Here is a 20,401-nt window from a genome sequence, read left to right on the forward strand (position 1 = left end):
ATACACCACCAAATATTTAAACAAATTTATAAAAATGCTTCTCTACATGATGATTTACTGTTTCAACAAATATTTCCTGTTTTCATCACACAATTTGATTATTCTAATGAAGCATATCAGTTGATTAGTGCGATACAGCTTAATGATCTTGAACGCGTCAAAAGCATAGTGAAATTATATAGTCAGCTTTATGACAATCAATTATTGGCAGATGAGTTTCATAAAAAATACCCACATGCAAACTTTGAAGAAGTCATGCGAAATGAAGCGGTTGCTGAACATTTGACCTATGCATTTTATAAGTTGAATGATAGGGAAAATGTACAAAAATGGATTGAACGCGCCGATTTAATCGGTGCAAGTGAAGTATCTTGCACAGCGAAAACATTAGTGGCAGATACTAATTTAAATAAATTTCTGAAACAGGATCAGGCTTGGTATCGCCCTAAATTTGAGAAACAGATGAGCAGATGCGATGAGATCTTTGCTGATATGGAGATATTATCCAAATTTGATTTTCAAAAAGTCATGAATAATTATGAACAGCATTGTGGTGCACTGTATGCTGAAAAAATTCCTTTATTACGCGTACAAAATTCTAAATTTTGGAATGATTCAGACTTTTATTTTATTATTACAATGATGAACTTACAAGCTGAGTCAGCCCGTGAACCTACTAAAGATCAATGCATCAAAGCGATTCATGCCAATCAGATTGAAATGTTACAATACTATGTCGATCATATGAAAGCTACTGCATCTAACTATGAAGATGCAAAGAATGAATTGAAAATTATAAGAAGATAAAAGAAACCCCGCACTCAGCGGGGTTCTTTTTCACGTATTTAAAACTTAAACACGTTCGATAATGGTTGCAATACCTTGACCAAGACCGATACACATGGTCGCAAGACCGATTTGCGTATCTTGTTGCTCCATTACGTTAAGCAATGTAGTCGTAATACGCGCACCAGAACAACCCAATGGGTGACCAAGCGCAATCGCACCACCGTTCAGGTTAATGATGTCTTGCTTGTCATAGATGTTCAGACCTTTCATAACAGAAAGACCTTGAGCAGCAAACGCTTCATTTAACTCGATGGTTTGGATGTCATTCATAGACAAGCCAGCACGTTTAAGTGCTTTCTGAGTTGCAGGAACTGGACCATAACCCATGATCGCAGCATCACAACCTGCAATCGCCATAGAGCGGATGACAGCACGTGGCTTAAGACCAAGCGCTTGAGCACGTTCAGCAGACATGAGCAACATTGCAGATGCACCATCAGACAAAGCTGAAGATGTTGCAGCAGTTACTGTACCGCCTTTCGGATCAAATACAGGACGTAATGCTTTGAACGCTTCAAGGTTAGCATCGGCACGGATCACTTCATCGATATCACAAAGTTGTTTAAAGCCATTTGCATCATGACCTTCAACACCAACGATTTCATTTTTGAAACGACCTTCCTGAGTTGCAGCCCAAGCACGACGGTGAGATTCAACACCGAACGCATCTTGTTCATCACGAGAAATACCATTCATACGACCTAACATTTCAGCCGTTAAGCCCATCATGTTAGATGCTTTTGCATAGTGCTTAGATGCTTCAGGGTTCAGGTCGATGCCGTGCATCATGCCTACGTGGCCCATGTGCTCAACACCACCGATGATGAAAATATCACCTTGGTTGGTTGCAATCTGTGCCGCAGCAGTGTGGATCGACTGCATAGAAGAACCACAAAGACGGTTAACCGTTTGACCGCCTACAGTCTTAGGAAGATCAGCTAAAAGCACGATGTTACGAGCAATGTTCATACCTTGCTCTAAAGTCTGGTTCACACAGCCCCAGATTACATCTTCAACTTCATTGACATCAAACTGGTTACGAGCAACTAAAGCACGAACCAATTCAGCAGATAAGCTGTCAGCACGTACATTGCGGAACATACCGTTTTTGGTTTTACCCATTGCAGAACGTACGCCATCAACGATGACAACGTCACGTGGATTTAAAGTAGCCATTCACGTTGCTCCTTAACCGTAGAATTTTTTGTTGTTAGCAGCCATGTCACGCAACATTTGTGGCGCTTCATAAGCCTTACCTAAGTGTGCATATTTGTCACAAAGCGCAACGTATTCAGCAACACCTGTCTGGTCGATGTAACGGCATGGACCACCACGGAATGGAGGGAAACCTACACCCATGATCATTGCCATATCTGCTTCAGACGCAGTAGATACGATGTTGTCTTCTAAGCAACGAACAGTTTCGTTACAGAACGTTAGCATCATACGGTCAATGATTTCTTGAGCATCAAACTCATGCTTTTCAGTGGTTGCCATAGAAGCAACAAGCTCGTATGCAGTTGGATCAACCACTTTGGCTTTTTTGCCTTTACGATCAAGTTCATACTTGTAGAAACCAACGTCATTTTTCTGACCAAGACGTTTGTTTTCGTACATGATTTCGATCGCGCCTTTAAAGTCAGGCTTCATACGGTCAGGGAAACCTTCCGCCATCACTTCTGCGCCGTGTACACCTGTATCGATACCCACAACATCGATCAAGTATGCAGGACCCATAGGCCAGCCGAATTTTTCCATCACTTTATCAACTTGCTGGAAGTCAGCACCGTCTTTAAGCAATAGGTCAAATGCACCGAAGTAAGGGAACAAGACACGGTTTACAAGGAAACCTGGGCAGTCATTGACAACGATCGGCGTTTTACCCATTTTCTGAGCTAAAACAACAGTCGTTGCAATCGCTTCTTCAGATGTTTTTTCACCACGGATCACTTCCACCAAAGGCATCATGTGAACAGGGTTAAAGAAGTGCATACCGACGAAGTTTTCAGGACGCTCTAATGCATTTGCAAGACGCGTGATTGAAATCGTAGAAGTATTTGATGCAATGATCGTATTTTCACGAACTTTTGCTTCTGTATCACGTAATACAGCTTCTTTGATTTTTGGATTTTCAGTCACCGCTTCGATCACGATATCGACTTCTTTAAACTCATCGTAGCTTAAAGTTGGACGGATACGTGCAAGGGTTTCACCCATTTTCGCAGGTGTCATTTTTTTGCGTTCAACTTGTTTGGTCAACAAGCCATTTGCTTCTTTCATACCCAAAGCAAGTTGTGGATTACCAATATCTTTCATGATGATTGGTGTACCTTTGCTTGCCGCTTGGTAAGCAATACCGCCACCCATAATACCCGCACCTAAAACGGCAGCTTGGTTTACAGGATGCGCACCTTTTTCATGTTTTTTCGATGCTTTTTTCACAACTTGGTCATTGATGAATAAACCAATCAATGCGCCTGCTTGTGGGGTAATCGCAGCTTTAGCAAACGCTTCAGCTTCAACTTTCAACGCAGCATCACGACCTTGGCTCACACCCGCTTGAAGTGAATCAAGAAGAAGTTTCGGCGCAGGGTATTGAGCAGGGTTTGCTTTGGCAAGGACCACACCTTTAGATGAGTTAAACGCCATCATTTGTTCAAGCATGTCAAGTTTAACAGGCTCTAATTTTTCTTGACGTTTTGCTTTCCAGTTTAAACGACCTGAGATTGCTTGTTTAACAAGGTCAATGGCAGCATCTTGTAATTTGTCCGCAGCAACAACTGCATCTACAGCACCATCTTTCAGTGCAGCATCAGGGCGTTTCGTTGCAGAAGTGGCAATCCACTCAACTGCATTGTCGATCCCGATCAGACGGCTTAAACGCACTGTACCACCGAAGCCTGGAATGATCCCAAGCTTAACTTCTGGTAAACCTACAGATGCAGTTTGTGACATGACACGGTAGTCACACACCAAGCACATTTCAAAACCACCGCCCAATGCAATACCATTGATCGCAGCAACTTTAGGAACTTCTAAATCTTCAAATGCGTTGAAAATATCATGTACAGGCATCGCCCATTCAATAATAGCTTGTTCGCCTTGAGCAAAGTTATCACCAAACTCAGTGATGTCTGCACCAACGATAAATGTAGATTTGCCAGAGGTAACAATTAAGCCTTTTACTTCACTGTTATTTTTTACAGCTTCAATAGCAGCTTTAAAGTCTTCAAGCGTTGCACGGTTGAATTTGTTAACCGACTCACCTTGTAAGTCAAAGCGGAATTCTGCAATTCCGTCCGCAAGCATTTGGACGGTAATGGCATTGCCAGCGTGGATCATGCCCTGATCTCCTTTTTTGGAGGACTTCTTAAATTGATGTTTTGAAGTACGTGTGCGTTTTTCCTACACACATTTCGACTTCTCTAATCTTACGATAACTATATCTAAAAATAACCTAACAAGTTGTATCAAGCCGTGACGCAAGGGTCATGAAATTTTTACATACTTTTGCTTGAAGTCTGTAGGTGATATCAAGAAAGTGATGGATAGGTTATTCTTAAAATATTATTTTTATTAATAATTTATTAATTTGTAAACGTATTTTTATGATTTTAAAACTTTAAAATATGTACATCATGTTTTGTCTATTTTGTCACTTGGGTCAATGCTAGATACAAAAAATAATGCTTTTTACAAGAAATGTTTAAAAATCAAATTGAGCTTGGTGAGGGGGCTCGTTATGATTCTAGCTTTAAAAAGAGAATTTAGTGAACCTCAAATGCTTGCAAAAAAAATATTATTTTCAATGGTTGCGACCTCTTTGATTCTGACAGGTTGTGGTGGCGGAGGTAGTGACTCAGACGATGATTATTCTTCTGTATCGAAAGATTCTTTAGTGAATGGCACACGTTATTATTATATGAATTATTCAACATCTAAAAATTCAGATGATTTCACAGCCAGTTATGAAGAAGTGCAAAATAAACAGTTTAAAGATCCAAGTAGTAGCCATAAAGCATTGGGCTATTATTTACTGACCAATAGTAAACTTTATACACCTAATGATATTGCAGAAAGAACCATTGATTTAGATGACTTAACGCGTTGGACAGTCAATACCATTGGCAATGTAAAATCGGACTGGCGCTTTGAAAAGGTGAATTTATCAGGTCGTAACATGTTTGATACTGTTTTGCCAGGTTATCGCCAAGTCGGTTTTGATGATCAAAATACCTATGGTTATGCTCGTATTTTCTTAAGTGCGTATGGCAAAGAAAAGTTTCCAAATGGCAGTAGTTGTTATCGCCTCGTTTCACAAAAAGATCGTGTAGATTCGATTAGTTTTGATGTTGATGCCGACTACGAAATTAAACAGTCTTTTGAAGACTTTGATGATGAAAATATAGACTATATCGATGACTTAAATGCTGCAAACAATGGACTTCAATATCGTTATGCCAGTGGTATTTGGCAAGCGATTCCGTGGACAACGATTTATGATTTAGATTTTGCGTTGAATGCAAAAGATGCTACCGCAGTTGAATTTCAAAATAAACTTTATGAGGCTGAATTTACACCAAGTCTGGAAAAAACAGCAGCACAAGAATATAAAACGTTGGGTAAATTACTCAATTCAGCAAAAGGCGATCGAGAAAAACGTACTTTCCAACTGCAAATGGCACAAAACCAGTCAGGTTGTTATATCTATAATGAAACAGCTGCAAAATCATTGCTTGAATTTAGATTATTGCGTTGGACAAATTAAATTTTTAGTTTAATAAGTTCCTTATTTTTCAGACATTTTTTTGAATAATAATCCCATTTTTTGTATTGAAAAATGGGATTTTTTACAATTTATTCTCTTGATATGAGAAAATAATTCAGCTTTTATGTTTTGGATTTGTTAAAATTTGTCCATCCTCGAGGTTTTAAACCTCAAAATTTCATCTAGATCAGATGAAATTCCTCCCTAAAGATTTGATAAAGAGTGCTATATGATTAAATGGATCATATTGGCGATTTTTGTGATTTCAGCGCTGTATATCCAAAATCGCGGTAAAGTGCGTCATTCGTTTTATCGTCAATTTTTTGACCATTCTACGCTGCTCGCACCGATTAATTTTTTGATGTATATGTTTTCTAAAGTGCCGAATCAGCCTTATATCGAAACACAACATTTTCAAGATTTAAAAGTGTTAGATGAAAACTGGGAAATGATTCGAGATGAGGCGCAAGCACTGTATGCGCAAGGTGGTATTAAGGCATCAAGTAGTTATGATGATTTGGGCTTTAACTCGTTCTTTAAAACAGGTTGGAAACGTTTTTATTTAAAATGGTATGACTCAGCCCATCCGTCGGCTGCGGATCTTTGTCCAAAAACGACAGCATTATTAAAAACATTACCGACCATTAAAGCAGCGATGTTTACTGAGCTTGCACCTGATAGTCGTTTGGTGCGTCATCGTGATCCTTATGCAGGGTCATTGCGTTATCACTTAGGTTTGATTACGCCAAATGACGACCGTTGTTTTATTGATGTGGATGGTCAAAAATATTCATGGCGTGATGGTGAAAGCGTGGTATTTGATGAAACTTATATTCACTATGCTGAAAATAAAACTGATCAAAATCGCATCATTTTCTTTGCGGATGTTGAGCGTCCATTAACAACTTTATGGATGGAGCGTTTTAACCATTGGTTTGGTAAAAAGGTGATGACTGCGGCAAGTTCACCGAATGAGGCAGGCGATCAAACAGGTGGCTTAAATAAAGTTTTTGGCTATGTGTACCAAATCCGTATCAAAGCCAAAGCATTGAAAAAGTCCAATCGTCAACTGTACTATGTTTTAAAATGGTTCTTAATGTTAGGGCTATTTTTCTTGATTTTTATTCGACCTTATGTTTTTCATTAAATGATAGAGTTTTGAATTTAAACGCCTTTCGGGGCGTTTTTTGTATTTTAAATTTGGAAAAACAAGGGTATTTGAATAACAATTATCAACTTGTAGCCACGTTTAAAACTGCTAAATTCTTTAACAGGATAAATTATAAGGAAATCGTATATGTTTAAAAATTTAGCCTCAGAAATGATGGGAACAAGTGATATCGGTACAATTATCGAGCCACATGATTTTAATAAAACTGATATTGATGATTATATTTTTCATGAAGATAATGAAAAAATCTTTTTTGTGATTAAAAGCAAAACCGATGAATATTGCTTTACCAATGTGGCTTTTATGCACTTGGATGGTAAAAGTGCCATGAGCAAAAAGCGCATGTTGTATCGTTATTTATATAAGCATAATCCGATCAAAAATGTATTGTTGGAAACCGCAGGTACAGTGGATTTGGATGCAGAGATTAAGTTTCAATTGGGTGAACAAAACTTCTCGATTGATATTGATAAAAAGCAAATTGAAAAAATCCGTGATCTGTACAAAGCTTTATTTACCATTGGTGAAACCTGTAAAGAGATTAATCGTAAGCGTAATATCTTGCTGCAAAGTAATGAAAATGTGCAGAAAATGTTTAATTTACGCGAGTTGAGTGAACAGGTGATTTTAAATTTACCTGAAATTATTAATCAAACTTCACATCAAGTTGAAGAATATGCCAATCAACGGATTAAAGAGATCGAAAATTATGATTTCTCTGAGATTTTTGAGCGTTATTTAAGAAATTAACATCCATTTATATTGATGAAACGCTCGAAAGGGCGTTTTATTTAGAAACTTTAAAAATGAATAATTCTCAACAAGATAATGAAAATAAACCTGCCATTTTTCAAGAGAAAAATGAGAATCTTAATCGGATACTTTATTTTATTATTGCAGCTGTGATGCTTGCGCCCTTTTTTATTTTTCCGCATTTGGATGTGAAGCCGTTTGAGGATGAAGACAAAGTGACTTTAGAGCAGCGTTTGGACTATTTACCCGATGTCATGACGCAGCTATATCAAGATGCAACATTGATTTATCAGGAAAAACTCCCAGCTTATCAATATCATCAGTTCACATGGATTACGAGTACCAAAAGCTTTGCCGAGGATCTTCCACTGTCACAGTTATCTTTGAGTGATCTTCAACAAGAGATTCTGCCACGTTATCAGCAGCAGGGCTGGAAAATGGTAGCCAATGATTTGGCGGAACCATTGACTACAGGACAGACCATTCGATGGATTAAAAATAATTGGGTGGCTGAAGTTCGATATGTTGATTCTGAGCAACATTATTGGCACATTACATTTCGTTTGAGGCAGAGATAAAAATATCGACAGACTATTAACTTTGAATCAAAAGTTTATTCTTAAGTAATAGTAATAAAATATCAGTTTGGACAGATAAGGCAGGATTAATACAGTTTAGGAATTTAGGATATGCCTTAAGAAGTCACCTTTTGAATTGATTAACTCTTTAAGCAAATAATAATGATTAGTTTCCGAAAAAGTAGTTTCATATTGGGAATTTTGAGTAATTTGCAAGAGTGTCGCATCAGGTATTGCCATGATAACAGGAGAGTGTGTGGCGATAATAAATTGTGTCCCTTGTTGACTGAGTTGTAAAATACGCTCTACAAGGTTGATTTGATTGGCAATAGACAGAGAGGCTTCTGGCTCATCTAAAAAGTATAAACTTTGTTCTTTAAAACGATGTGAATAAAGTGCAATCATTGACTCGCCATGCGAAACGGTATGTAAATCTCGCCCACCATAATAAGTATTAATTCTGCTTCCACCTTCGGGTTCATTATCTAAACGACGCATTTCACTTAAAAAAGTATAGAAGGTTTCTGAGCGGTAAAAGAAAATATCTTTAATTTTTTTACCATTTTTGGCAATCCGTAGGTGTTTTGTATAATCCAGATGTGTATCTTCAGTACTAAAATTAAAATTGATTGAACCACCTTCAGCAGGACAACCAAATTTAACTGCTAAAGCTTCTAAAATAGTGGATTTTCCAACACCATTTTCACCAACAATGACGGTAATATTTTTCTTAAAATGAAGTGGGTATAGATGATAAAAAGGAAAATCATCAGGTATTGATTGAAGTAATTCAACTTTCATTAAAAAAGGTGATTTTTCGTGCATATTATGATCAGTAAGAATGTTTTAATTCAAGATGAAGCTAACAGACTATTAATTTTTAACCAATAATTTTTTGTATCATGGTCTAATGAATGATTTTGATTCACAGATGAAAGGGATATAGAGCAAGACTTGGGAAAATGGATGGCAGCATTGAACTTGAGAATAGTCGAATGAATCAGCCTAGCAAAAAACTGATTACTTTTAATGATGAGATGATCGGTGAATTCTTTGTTTCTACACGCTCAGTAAATAAATCGCTTGAAATTGAAATAAAAAGCATCACATCATGAGATGGAACTGAAAAGAATAGGTCAACAGTGAACGAAAACGCACGTGAAAATATCGAAAAGATTTTAGCCAATATGACCACGCTTCCGGGTGTCTATCGCATGCTCGGTAAAGAGGGCGAATTGCTGTATGTTGGTAAAGCCAAAAATCTAAAAAATCGTGTGTCGAGTTATTTTGTGAAGACCATTGAACATCCAAAAACACAGGCATTGGTCGCTCGGATTTATGATATTGAAACGTTGGTGGTGCGTTCGGAAACAGAAGCCCTATTACTTGAACAAAACCTGATTAAACTGCATCGCCCGCCTTATAACATCATGCTGCGTGATGATAAATCCTATGTCTATATCTTTGTTTCGGCAGACAAACCTTATCCACGTATTGCATCGGGACGAGGCAAAGGCAAACATCAAGTCGGTAAATTTTTTGGACCTTATCCAAGTGCTTATAATGCACGAGATACGCTTTTAGTTTTGCAAAAATTATTTAATGTCCGCCAATGTGAAAACAGCTATTTTTCACAACGTAAACGCCCATGTTTGCAGTACCAAATCAAACGTTGTACTGCGCCATGTGTTGGTCTGATTTCGCCTGAAGCTTATAACGAAGATGTGCAAAACTCGATTCGCTTTTTAAATGGTGATACCAAAGAATTGAATCAGGAATTGATTCAAAAGATGGAACAGGCTGCTGAAAATTTAGAATTTGAAAAGGCAGTATTCTATCGTGATCGTATGGCTTTATTGCGTGATGTGCAGGCACAACAGGCAATTTATAAAATTAAGGGTGAGGCTGATATTCTTGCCATTGCCTACCAAGCAGGAGTGACTTGCGTACAAATCATGCATGTGCGCAATGGTAAAATGCTCGGTGGAAAAAGTTATTTTCCTGACATGTTGGGCGATGATTTGGGGCAAATGTTGTCCGACTTTATGGCGAATTTCTATTTCCAAGTTGCAGATGAAGTACCAAGTGAATTGATTGTGAATGTTGAAGTTTCTGATCGTAAAGAGTTGGAAGAAGCGCTGCATCAACAGTTCGAGAAGAAAATTCAAATCAAACATAATGTTCGAGAAACCCGTGCGGAATGGCTCGAACTCGCAGAAATGAATGTTCAGCATGCAATTAAAGGTAAGTTAGCCAATCATTTAGAACTGAATGAGCGTTTTCATCAGCTCGAAGAGTTTTGTGGTCGCCCAATCGACAGGATTGAATGCTTTGATATTTCCCATACCATGGGCGAAGCGACCATTGCTTCATGTGTGGTCTTCGATGCGGGTGGCGCACGCAAGCGTGATTATCGTCAATTCTCCATTGAAGATATTACAGGCGGTGATGACTATGCAGCGATGCGTCAAGCTTTGACTCGTCGCTATAAGAAAGCCATGTTGCCTGATTTATTACTCATTGATGGGGGTAAAGGGCAGTTACACATGGCAATGGAAGTGATGCAGGAGTTGGGCTTGGATGCCTTTATGGTTGGCGTGTCGAAAGGTGAGGGACGTAAGCCCGGTTTGGAAACTTTGCATTTTACTGATGGTACAAAAATTCAGTTGCCTGAGGACAATAAAGCCTTGCATTTGATTCAGCAAGTGCGTGATGAAGCACATCGTTTTGCGATTACACGTCATCGGGCGAAGCGGGACAAACGCCGTGGTGGATCAGTGTTGGAAGCAATTCCGGGACTTGGTCCAAAGCGTCGCCGTGATTTATTGACTCATTTCGGTGGAATTCAGGGCGTGTTGAAAGCCTCTGAAAATGAATTGAAACTTGTTCCCGGTTTAGGTGATGTGATGGCGAGAACCATTTATAAGGTTTTACATGAGTAAAGCTGTCGTACTGATCAATCATCAGCAGCAGTTGAACATTGAAGTAGAAGAACATTAAAGTAGAAGAACATTAAAGTAGAAAGACAATGAATTATCATGCCCATGTATTTTTTGATCTTGCACAAGAACCGTATATTCAACAGTTAAGAATAAAGCTGTGCGAACGATTTTCGCCTGAAATTTTTACAGGGCGATTATTGTTAAAAGCAGTTGGTCCATTACCCAAACCAATGTTTCAAATAGAGTTTGAGCAGCATTTTTTAGATGAGGTCATTTTACAACTCACAGATTTGTTTTCAGATTTTCCTGTTTTAATTCATCCTTTAATTGAAGATGAATATTTGGCACATACTGAACATGCAAAATGGCTTGGGGAAAGTTTGGTTTTACATTTAGATCAATTGTAATATTTGACCCAAAATTCTATAGACGCTACGGTCATTGATCATTCACAACATACGCTGAAATGTGCAAGATAGAGCAATATAAAAATCAATGAGAATGGTCATGCAACTCACGGAAGTATTTGAGCAAATCGCACAACAGGAATGGATTGAATTGCCAACAGGATGGTTGCAAGGACGAACGATTTTTGGTGGTTTGGTTGCAGGAATGTTGATTCATAAAGCAACAGTGACGATTAATGACCCACTGAAAAAACTACTCAGTTGCAGTGTGACGTTTGTTGGTCCTGTTGAAGACGCTCAAGTGAAGTTGACGGCTGAAGTTTTGCGTCAAGGTAAATCTGTGACCACAATAGAAGTTCGACTTTGGCAAAATGATGCTGTGCAAAGTATTTTAATTGCGAGTTTTGGCAGTCAACGTGAGTCAAGAATTAATGTACCACTTACGATCCCAAACGTTGAATTTCCACCTGTAGAACAACTGAATATTGTTCCGAAATATTTACCTTTCCCTGAATGTGTGAAAAATTTTCAATTGGCTTGGACCGATGGACACTATCCAATGTCAGGCAGTAAAACGCCTGATTTCAAAGGATGTTGTCGTTTTGACCCTGACTTACATGCTGATCGTGAAATGCAATTGGCTGATTTGGTGACGTTGATGGATGTTTGGCCCCCGGGTGTACTGCCAATGTTCCGTAAGCCTGCACCTGCAAGTTCATTGACATGGCATTTAACTTTTATTCATCCATTGCACAGTCAACTGCATGATTGGTTTAAATATCAAGTCATCACAGACCATGCGGAACATGGTTATGCAGCAGAACATGCATATATATGGGATGCACAAAATCGACTGCTTGCCATTGCTCGTCAGACAGTGACGGTATTTGCTTAGGAACAGTTTGTCCAGTCGACAGTCTGTGATGAATCGTTTAAAGTAGCGTACATAATGAAGTGTAATCTCTGATTTTTTGACTGTTTTCAAGTCAAAGAGGGGACAAACTGGCGGTGTCTATGACTACAGGTCGAATCCTGAATATTCCAAATATCTTGACGCTGGCTCGTATTGCGTTAATACCTGTGTTTTTGGTAATTGCATATTGGCCACCTGCGATTGGTGTAGGTGGACATGAGGGGGGGATGACCCGCCACTTAGTTTTGACGGGAATTTTTGTGATTGCAGCAGTGACCGATTGGTTTGATGGCTATCTGGCAAGAACTTTAAATCAAACATCTGCTTTTGGACGCTTTCTTGATCCTGTCGCTGATAAATTGATGGTGGCTGCGGCTTTAATTGTCTTGGTGCAATGGCAACCGAATGTGGCGATGGCATTCGCTGCAATTGTGATTATTTCACGTGAATTACTGTGTCTGCACTGCGCGAGTGGATGGCAGAGTTAGGCGCACGTACCAATGTTGCTGTGTCTACTGTCGGTAAATATAAAACAGCCTTTCAAATGATTGCGATCACTGTATTTTTACTGAATTGGCAGCCACTTGAATTGCTTGCTTATGGTTTGCTTTATACCGCCGTAATTTTGACTTTATGGTCGATGTTTATTTATCTAAAAGCGGCTTGGCCGTATTTAAAACAGCCTTAATCATCTTATAGATTGCAGATTTTAAAAGCCTTTATTTTTGAAAATAAGGGCTTTTTTGTGGCGTGGATTTAAGTTTTTGTGATTGGATGCAACGCTGTCTTTTGTAAAGCAAGACAAAGTCCTTTATTCAAAATAGTCTTGCCAATTTTCCATATATTGACCTTGTGCAGCAAGTTGTTGAAAGTGCGCATAACATTCAGCCACAAAAATTTGAGGAACATCTTCAATGGCAATCGTCTCATCGGGCGTTGCAAAACGGTGATGCTTTTGAAAGTTAAGTTTGTGTAAAACCACAGGCTGATTTTGCTCTTGTGACTGATTTGGACTCGTATAAATACAGGCTTTGATCTCATGACTGTCCAATGGCAAATATAAACCATCCCTCACTTGTACATCGAAAGAACTTGTTTGATAACCCAAGGATTTTAAGTGGTCTTTGATTGTTGAGAAATTTAACTGTATGCCTTGCGCATCGGTAATTTCCTGATGATTTAAACTGTTCTGATCAAGTTGTGGGAATAGATGGGTAAATTGCTCAAATAAAGGCGTGATTTTATAGTCTTGAAGATGCTGTAAACACGCAAGGCGTTCCGTTTCAGTGATGAGGCAGGCATGGGCAATTTGAATCTGACTGTCCATGTTGAGTTGGATTTCATCATCGTTTAAATCCAATAGGCATTGATCCTCACTCGGTCTAAAAATGCGAGACTGACCATCAGTATAGTGTTCAATCCACAGCAATTTTTGCGTTAAACCATGCACAATGGGATGTTGATATAAATAGGTGATCCAATCTTGCGCAGACCATACACGTTCCCGACACATATTTTCATATAAATATTGTCGTTGATCGCTGAGAGTGGTCTTTAGCTCTTTTTTACACTGATTAAAATAATTTTTGACTTCTTTTAATATCACTGCATCATCGGTAGGACGTGCTGTGGGTAAGCTTTTTACTACTTTGCCTGTTTCGATATTCTTTAAAATGAATTCATTTTTTTCATTAAGATAAGCCTCAAATTCACGCTCACCATAACTCAGGAAAATCTTTCCTGAGGCATCCATGCCTGCGGTTGGAATGGTACGGTCACGCAGCTGATCTGCTGACCAATCAAGCCGATCTGCAATTTGCTGCAACAAAACTTTGGCTTTTTCCTGAATGGAATTTGTGCGATATGCACGTGAAATCTCCATCAATAATTGAATGATATTGGCATCATCACTATAGGACAATGCACTCAGCATGTAGTCGATTTGGGTTGTACAATAATAAAAGTTTTTACAGTAATGACGCAGTAACTTAACTGTTGTTTGCCCATCTGCAAGATAGCTCAGGGCTAGGATACCTTTGCTTTTGGTGGCTGAACCTACAACCATACGCATGTAATCATTACGAATTCTGTTGATCATATCGTTCAGGGTATAGTGTGCAAATTCAGTATATTCACTTGGATAACGTTGATACATTTGTTGCATCGACTGTAAACGATCAGGTGCTTTTTCTTCTGCAATGGCAGTCGCTTCTGCAAAACTATAACAACGGCTGTCATATTCAATAAAACTTTGCAGTAAAAATGTACTTAAAATGGACTGACTTTGCGAATCTAACAGGTTGAGATAACGGATAAACAATGGGTTAGGTATCGGATCTTTGAGCTTTTCTGCCAAAATTACCCAATATTGAATAATTCTTGCATCCACCGCTGTGCCATTTTGCCAAGCACAAGCAGGTAATGTACTGAGGTCAAACCATGTAAAACTGCTGCTTATTTTGGCTTTTAAGGCTTTAATTGCATTATTCAGTAAAGTTTCTTCAGAAATAAAACTTTGAATATCATATCCTTGTTTCTCCAAAGCATTCAGCAAACTTGCATATACAATTTCTTTTTTCTCAATGCCAATCGCTTGGAGCAGGGCAGGCGTGATCTCTTCATGTTGTAAATTACCTAGCCATTCTGCTGCGGTTGCCCGAATTTCCTGTTTACTGTCGGTCAGTGCTTCAATGACACGGCTGTGAATATTGGGCACTTTACTTAAAATTTCTTGTGAAATTTGTCGATAACTTTTTTGGGTGGCAAGAGCATTTTGCAGCAAAGGTAAAATAAATTGTTGAGGCAGTTCAGGAAATAATTTGAGATATTTCAGTGCTTGCGATTTTTTAAACTGATAATAAAGATCAAGATGATTAAATTGTGGACTGATGATCTCAAGGGCTTCTTCCAAAAAGTTAAGATGTGTCATTAAGAAAGGAACAACTTGTTGAATATCAATGAGGTAATTTTCCAAATTGCAATCATCACCACCCAAGATATTTCGTGCTAAAAGAAATTCAGCGTGTTCATAACCTGCTTCTTTTAAATGCACAGCAAATTGACGTAAATCTAAATGGCAATACAAAGCTTTTGGTGCAAACCAAAAAACCATCGCCAATACACATCATCACGATCATTCGCCGTAAAACGATTAATTCTTAAATAATGTGTCAGACTAAACTCAGGAAATGTATAGATTTTCTTTTTCCAATACATCAGATCTTGTGAATATAATGCAAATCCGTCATCGAGATCAGCACCATTGATCAATGCCACTAAGGATTTAAAATGTTCAGGTTTTAGTGCGGAAAGCCTTTGAATTTCATATAAATGATCCTGATAAACATCAGGATTTAATCCATAATTGTCGATTTCTTTTTGACGTAACTTTTGTATATGGCTTAAACGTTGCTGACAGTTTTCAATTAACAATTGTTCTAATGCATCTTCAGGTAGATTTTGTGATGCTTGTGGAGTAAATGCTTGAATGTCCAAGCTTATATTTTCAGTTTTCTCAGCGACCTGAATATTTTTGAGTGCATTTTCGAGTGCAGTGATGGTCAATTTTACCGTTTCATTTTGCAGTGCATTTTCCAAGAAGCTTTGGCTGTCTTTGCCTAAACGTATGAAATGATCAATGACTTTTTTCTTTTGTTTGGCATCACCGTGTTGTAAATAGGGCAACAGTAATTCAATTTGTTGCGGATTTGGCAGTTCCAACAACTGTTGAAGTGCGGCTTGCTGATTTTTTTTATGTTTTGACAGATACAATTTTGCAAGTAAATCCATATGTTGTTGTCGCAGAGACGGAAAAACCTGAAAGATGGTCAGCAGTGTTTCATTGGCAAATTCATCATCATTTTCCTGAAACAATAAGGTCCGAATTTGTGGGAAATGTTGTGTGAAAAAGGCTTCAGTATCTTGAAAATTCAGCCAACATTTAAAGATCGAATAGGTACCACCAAAGTTGAGATGCTGAAAAAATAGATTGAAAAGATGCCTTGTTGAGCCATTTTCAACATGTTCAAATAATGCTGCAAGTTGTTGAAATGTCCAATCTTGTCGTTGAATAGGAACATAATATTCATTTTGCCAACAGCGATCAAAACTGTCTTGTAAAATAACGTTGAGCTGTGGTGGCAGGGCATCATAACGCATAAAATAATTTGGTTGATCTTGTGCTAAGGCAACTAAAAAATACCCCCAACGTTCAATTTGTTCTAAGCTGAAATAGCGAAATAAATGCTCATATAATTCGATTCGTGCAGTAGCCGCTTTTTCGATCTGTTTCTCAATTTTTTTCGACCATTGCGCTGTATAACGATAATCAGCCGCAGGATAATCAAGCAGCGAAAATGCTTTTTCATCCGTCTGTTGCTGTAGAAAACTTAAAATCTCAAGTGATTGCCCATTTAAAATATAGTCTTGAGCCTGTTGTGGAAGTTCAGCCGAAATATGTTGCAGTGGAGCAAGGATTTTTTGTAAAAGTTGTACTGTTTTGGCTGTAGATGAGTGTGCTGTGTCCGCAGTCATTGATTATTTTTCCGTGAATATTTATCTATAGAATTTAAAGTTTTAGTGCTTATTTATGACATACAATACAGCTAAAATACGTTTTAATTTGTATGGTTTTAGCTATGGATTAAAATGGCATGATGTCACAATAAAAAGGAGCAAGAAAAGTGAAAATAATGAACAAAATTTTACTGCTCGTTGCTGTGTTTTGTTGCTCAGCTGTCACATTTGCCGATGAAAATAGCGTAGATGAACAAGCACAGGCGCAGGGCTATTTACATAATTATGGCATTGCTTACTGCTTATCCCATGCAAAAAGCTATAAAGAAGAGGCAGGTATTGCGATGGGAGGCTACCTGCAACTTGGCGCACATGGACAGTTTGAATATCGCAAAGTTAAAGAATTTGTGGATGCACAGTTGAAACAAGGCGTAGGCGGTTATCAATATTCCGATTTACCTGCCTACCTGATGAGTTGTTTAAATATTTCACAAATGCCTGAATATCATGCATTAATCGAGCAACTGCGAGTGCCTAAGCATGGTGATTATTTTTTGGAGGAGTAAGCGTAATAAGCATATTGAGCTTTGCTGAAAAGTCTAACTATGCGTTTCTTCCTCTGCATCATCCTCAAAAGTCTTGGCAATTTTCTCAATATTTAAACTCTTTGCCATCGCATCAAAAATCTCTTTATACACACCATCTTGATGATACAAATCATCATGCTCGCCATGTTCTGCAATATGCCCCTCTTTCATCACATAGGTATAGTCCGCATCAATAATCTGTGACAAACTATGTGAAATAATAATCACTGTTCGACCTTGTTTGATCTCATCCAAACTCTGCTTAATTTGCTCGGCAGCAATGGCATCCAAACTTGCAGTTGGCTCATCAAGAAAAATAATCGGTGGATTTTTCAGGAACATACGTGCCAATGCAATCCGTTGTTGTTGCCCACCTGACAGCATAAGGGCATCAGCATCATAAGCCTGTGGCAGCTTTAAAATCTGCTCATGAATAGATGCTTTTTTCGCTGCATTTATCACATCTTCAAGTGTTGCATCGGTTTTGCCATAACGGATATTGTCAAAAATAGAGCCTTGGAAAATATGATTCTTTTGTAGCACCAAACCGATATGATCACGTAAATATTGCGTATCAATCTGTTCTAAATCAATGCCATCCAAACGAATGCAGCCCGATTCAGGCACATAAAATTTATCCAATAAACTGATCAAAGTTGACTTGCCTGCACCTGATAAACCGACCAAAGCGGTGATTTTATTCGGTTGAATGGTCATGTTAATGTCGTACAGTGCCTGATGCCCGTTTGGATAACTGAAATTGACATTTTCCAAAGAAAACTGACCTTGAATCTGCGGTTTCAGTGAACCACTTGATTCAATTTCATGATCAGCTTCAAGGATTTTGAAGAAGCTTTCTGAATAAATCATCGCATCATTCACTTCATCATAGATCCGATGTAAAGAGCGAATCGGGGCAGACACGTTATTGAACAACAACACATGGTACATGATCATGCCGATACTCATTTGCCCATCCAAGACAAAATAAGCAGTCAGGATAATAATCAGCACAATGCCAATTTGCTCAATAAAGGTTTTTAGACCATCAAACAGAAAACTCGTTTGACGCGTATGCATTTGGTTTTCAGTCAGTTCTTTTTGCAGTTTGAGCTGCTTGTCAGCCTCAATCGACTCACGATTAAAGGACTTGATCACGGTAATCGAGTTGATAATGCCCAAAATACCCTGACTTTTCTTTTCCCGCCCGTCCCGTAAATTTCTACGCCATCCACCCAATTTTTGTGCTTGTTTATAGGTCAACCAAAAGTAAATCGGCACAATGGCGGTTGCCACCAAACCCACCCAAAAATTGGCATAGTACATCAATCCCAACGCCACAAATGCGCTTGTAAATAACGGTAAAATATCAATAAAAAAGATCTGTACCAAACGGGTCAGTGAGCCGATGCCTCGGTCGATACGGGTTTGTAATTTGCCTGCTTGGTTATTATCATCGTTAAAAAAAGCCAAACGATAAGTCAGAAATTTCTCAATAATGCCTTGAGCCAAATCTTGTGACACTAAAATTCGCAGCTTTTCGCCATAAAATTTTTGCCCAAATTGTACGATGGCATTGATGATTTCTTTACCCAATAAAATCGCTGTGATCGTGATCAGAATGTGCCAACCTGCACTGAGTCCTTGACCTACTTCGACCAATTTATTAATGCTATCCACAGCATATTGTAAAGTCAGTGCATTGACCTGCGCTGTCAGTGAACCGATCAGCGTTAAAATCAACGTGGCAATCACCAACCAACGATAAGGTCGGACAAAAGGACGTAGTTTTTGAAATAAGTGCCAAAGGTTCATAGACAATTGTTTTTATTGGGAAGCTGATTTTTAGTCTAATTCTGAAATCATTTTGTCACAAGCATATACACTGTTTTGAATTGTGAATAAGAAAATTGCATTAAAATATAAGGATGAAAATAGGATCAACAGCGATGAATCTAGATCTATTTCAGCCTGAAGAAAATGAAAATGTCCTGCCTTATGATGGCATGGTAAAAGATTATGGCTTAATCCTGAATGATGAACAGAGCCAAAAATATTTACATTACTTTTTACAGCATTTGGCGTGGCAACAGGATGAAGTGTTTATTTTGGGGCAATATCACCAAACGGAACGTAAAGTTGCATGGTATGGTGATGAGCATTATCAATACCGTTATTCAGGTATGGTGAAACAAGCTCAAATTTGGCAGCCTGCATTATTTCGGCTCAAACAACATATTGAGAAGCTCGTTGGACATCCATTTAATACTTGTCTAGCCAATTTATATGACGATGGTACACAAGGTATGGGATGGCATAGTGATGATGAGCCTGCTTTTATGGCTGAGCGTGGTTTAGAAACAGTGATTGCATCTTTAAGTTTTGGTGCAACCCGAAAGTTTAGTTTTAAACATAAAACCACCGCCCAAAAGGTCGATTTACAATTACAGCGTGGACAATTAATCGTGATGCGAGGGCAGACACAACAGTATTGGAAACATTGTTTAGCAAAAACCACCAAGGTTTTACAACCGAGGATTAATTTAACTTTTCGATATTTTTATTCAGAGTTTAATGTATAACGAATTTTGCTTAGAGAATGAGTGGTAAGATCTTACATATCATTTCAATCTTTGAAATGAATGTTATAAAAATATTTTGATTTGTGACTTCATGATCAGTGTAGCTATCACGTTAGGCGACATGGATATCGCCACGTTGGGCAAGGGTTACATGGATGAACCCTTTGCCCCACAAAGGATTTTTGTCACTTTTTATCCTGAGCAAGAACAAAGTACGACTTTGGTCGTAGCGCAAGGTGAGGCATTGCCTACGCAAATTTATCTAAATTCTTCAATAAAATTTGGGGCTGTGTTTAATGAAAATAGATATGAATGGATTTCTATAAAATGGTAAAA

The 20,401-nt window shown here is 38.3% G+C and carries 18 protein-coding genes and 1 pseudogene; 13 read left to right on the forward strand and 6 right to left on the reverse strand.

Annotation, left to right across the window (positions count from 1 at the left end):
• Nucleotides 1–807: hypothetical protein (locus AVJ19_RS06860; protein WP_162626557.1), on the forward strand; the 807-nt coding region annotated here is incomplete at its 5' end.
• Between the two features lie 45 nt (nucleotides 808–852).
• Here the strand turns inward: AVJ19_RS06860 and fadA are convergent.
• Both fadA and fadB read right to left on the reverse strand, forming a co-directional pair.
• Nucleotides 853–2,025, reverse strand: a complete 1,173-nt coding sequence (gene fadA / locus AVJ19_RS06865; protein ID WP_087512598.1) for an acetyl-CoA C-acyltransferase FadA — start codon at nucleotides 2,023–2,025, stop codon at nucleotides 853–855.
• 12 nt (nucleotides 2,026–2,037) lie between these two features.
• On the reverse strand, nucleotides 2,038–4,191 hold the full coding sequence (gene fadB, locus AVJ19_RS06870) for a fatty acid oxidation complex subunit alpha FadB (RefSeq protein ID WP_111859026.1): 2,154 nt from the start codon (nucleotides 4,189–4,191) through the stop codon (nucleotides 2,038–2,040).
• 400 nt (nucleotides 4,192–4,591) lie between these two features.
• Between fadB and AVJ19_RS06875 the strand changes: the two genes are divergently transcribed.
• The 4 genes from AVJ19_RS06875 to AVJ19_RS06890 all read left to right on the forward strand — a co-directional run bounded on the left by AVJ19_RS06875 (nucleotide 4,592) and on the right by AVJ19_RS06890 (nucleotide 8,119).
• A complete protein-coding gene (locus tag AVJ19_RS06875) occupies nucleotides 4,592–5,617 on the forward strand; it encodes a hypothetical protein (RefSeq protein WP_111859027.1) in 1,026 nt (341 codons plus the stop codon).
• A 229-nt stretch (nucleotides 5,618–5,846) separates the two neighbouring features.
• Complete coding sequence (gene lpxO, locus AVJ19_RS06880) at nucleotides 5,847–6,764, forward strand: lipid A hydroxylase LpxO (protein ID WP_111859028.1); 918 nt, start codon at nucleotides 5,847–5,849, stop codon at nucleotides 6,762–6,764.
• 150 nt (nucleotides 6,765–6,914) lie between these two features.
• Entirely contained in the window at nucleotides 6,915–7,538 is a 624-nt protein-coding gene (locus tag AVJ19_RS06885; RefSeq protein ID WP_111859029.1) for a PH domain-containing protein, read from the forward strand.
• A gap of 56 nt (nucleotides 7,539–7,594) precedes the next feature.
• Complete coding sequence (locus AVJ19_RS06890) at nucleotides 7,595–8,119, forward strand: hypothetical protein (protein ID WP_111859030.1); 525 nt, start codon at nucleotides 7,595–7,597, stop codon at nucleotides 8,117–8,119.
• Nucleotides 8,120–8,215: 96 nt separating this feature from the next.
• Here the strand turns inward: AVJ19_RS06890 and AVJ19_RS06895 are convergent, their stop codons facing one another.
• Nucleotides 8,216–8,944 (reverse strand): AAA family ATPase, encoded by a 729-nt coding sequence (locus AVJ19_RS06895; RefSeq protein WP_111859031.1) that lies wholly within the window; start codon nucleotides 8,942–8,944, stop codon nucleotides 8,216–8,218.
• 137 nt (nucleotides 8,945–9,081) lie between these two features.
• Between AVJ19_RS06895 and AVJ19_RS22000 the strand changes: the two genes are divergently transcribed.
• From AVJ19_RS22000 to pgsA, 5 genes and pseudogenes are all read left to right on the forward strand, one after another.
• Complete coding sequence (locus AVJ19_RS22000; RefSeq protein WP_162626558.1) at nucleotides 9,082–9,234, forward strand: hypothetical protein; 153 nt, start codon at nucleotides 9,082–9,084, stop codon at nucleotides 9,232–9,234.
• A 27-nt stretch (nucleotides 9,235–9,261) separates the two neighbouring features.
• The gene (uvrC, locus tag AVJ19_RS06900) at nucleotides 9,262–11,061 is read left to right on the forward strand and encodes an excinuclease ABC subunit UvrC (RefSeq protein ID WP_111859032.1); all 1,800 of its coding nucleotides are present in this window, start codon (nucleotides 9,262–9,264) and stop codon (nucleotides 11,059–11,061) included.
• Nucleotides 11,062–11,147: 86 nt separating this feature from the next.
• Nucleotides 11,148–11,468, forward strand: coding sequence for a DOPA 4,5-dioxygenase family protein (locus AVJ19_RS06905; protein ID WP_111859033.1), 321 nt, complete (start codon nucleotides 11,148–11,150; stop codon nucleotides 11,466–11,468).
• A gap of 100 nt (nucleotides 11,469–11,568) precedes the next feature.
• Nucleotides 11,569–12,363, forward strand: a complete 795-nt coding sequence (locus AVJ19_RS06910) for a thioesterase family protein (protein WP_111859087.1) — start codon at nucleotides 11,569–11,571, stop codon at nucleotides 12,361–12,363.
• Nucleotides 12,364–12,482: 119 nt separating this feature from the next.
• Nucleotides 12,483–13,069 (forward strand): annotated as a pseudogene (pgsA, locus tag AVJ19_RS06915) (CDP-diacylglycerol--glycerol-3-phosphate 3-phosphatidyltransferase).
• Between the two features lie 123 nt (nucleotides 13,070–13,192).
• Here pgsA and AVJ19_RS06920 read toward each other — a convergent pair.
• Nucleotides 13,193–15,493, reverse strand: coding sequence for a DUF4132 domain-containing protein (locus tag AVJ19_RS06920; protein ID WP_111859034.1), 2,301 nt, complete (start codon nucleotides 15,491–15,493; stop codon nucleotides 13,193–13,195).
• Entirely contained in the window at nucleotides 15,451–16,914 is a 1,464-nt protein-coding gene (locus tag AVJ19_RS06925; RefSeq protein ID WP_111859035.1) for a hypothetical protein, read from the reverse strand. The genes AVJ19_RS06920 and AVJ19_RS06925 overlap by 43 nt, the downstream gene beginning before the upstream one ends.
• Before the next feature lie 158 nt (nucleotides 16,915–17,072).
• Between AVJ19_RS06925 and AVJ19_RS06930 the strand changes: the two genes are divergently transcribed.
• Nucleotides 17,073–17,462 carry a hypothetical protein gene (locus tag AVJ19_RS06930; RefSeq protein WP_111859036.1) on the forward strand — a complete coding sequence of 130 codons (390 nt, stop codon included), beginning with the start codon at nucleotides 17,073–17,075 and terminating at the stop codon, nucleotides 17,460–17,462.
• A gap of 33 nt (nucleotides 17,463–17,495) precedes the next feature.
• Here the strand turns inward: AVJ19_RS06930 and AVJ19_RS06935 are convergent, their stop codons facing one another.
• Nucleotides 17,496–19,298 carry an ABC transporter ATP-binding protein gene (locus AVJ19_RS06935; protein ID WP_111859037.1) on the reverse strand — a complete coding sequence of 601 codons (1,803 nt, stop codon included), beginning with the start codon at nucleotides 19,296–19,298 and terminating at the stop codon, nucleotides 17,496–17,498.
• Nucleotides 19,299–19,432: 134 nt separating this feature from the next.
• Here AVJ19_RS06935 and AVJ19_RS06940 point away from each other — a divergent pair, with 134 nt between their 5' ends.
• A complete protein-coding gene (locus AVJ19_RS06940; protein ID WP_111859038.1) occupies nucleotides 19,433–20,065 on the forward strand; it encodes an alpha-ketoglutarate-dependent dioxygenase AlkB family protein in 633 nt (210 codons plus the stop codon).
• 91 nt (nucleotides 20,066–20,156) lie between these two features.
• On the forward strand, nucleotides 20,157–20,399 hold the full coding sequence (locus AVJ19_RS06945) for a hypothetical protein (RefSeq protein WP_111859039.1): 243 nt from the start codon (nucleotides 20,157–20,159) through the stop codon (nucleotides 20,397–20,399).
• The last annotated feature ends 2 nt before the right edge of the window (nucleotides 20,400–20,401 follow it).

The sequence above is a fragment of the Acinetobacter sp. CFCC 10889 genome, assembly GCF_003268395.1.
Taxonomy (GTDB): Bacteria; Pseudomonadota; Gammaproteobacteria; order Pseudomonadales; family Moraxellaceae; genus Acinetobacter.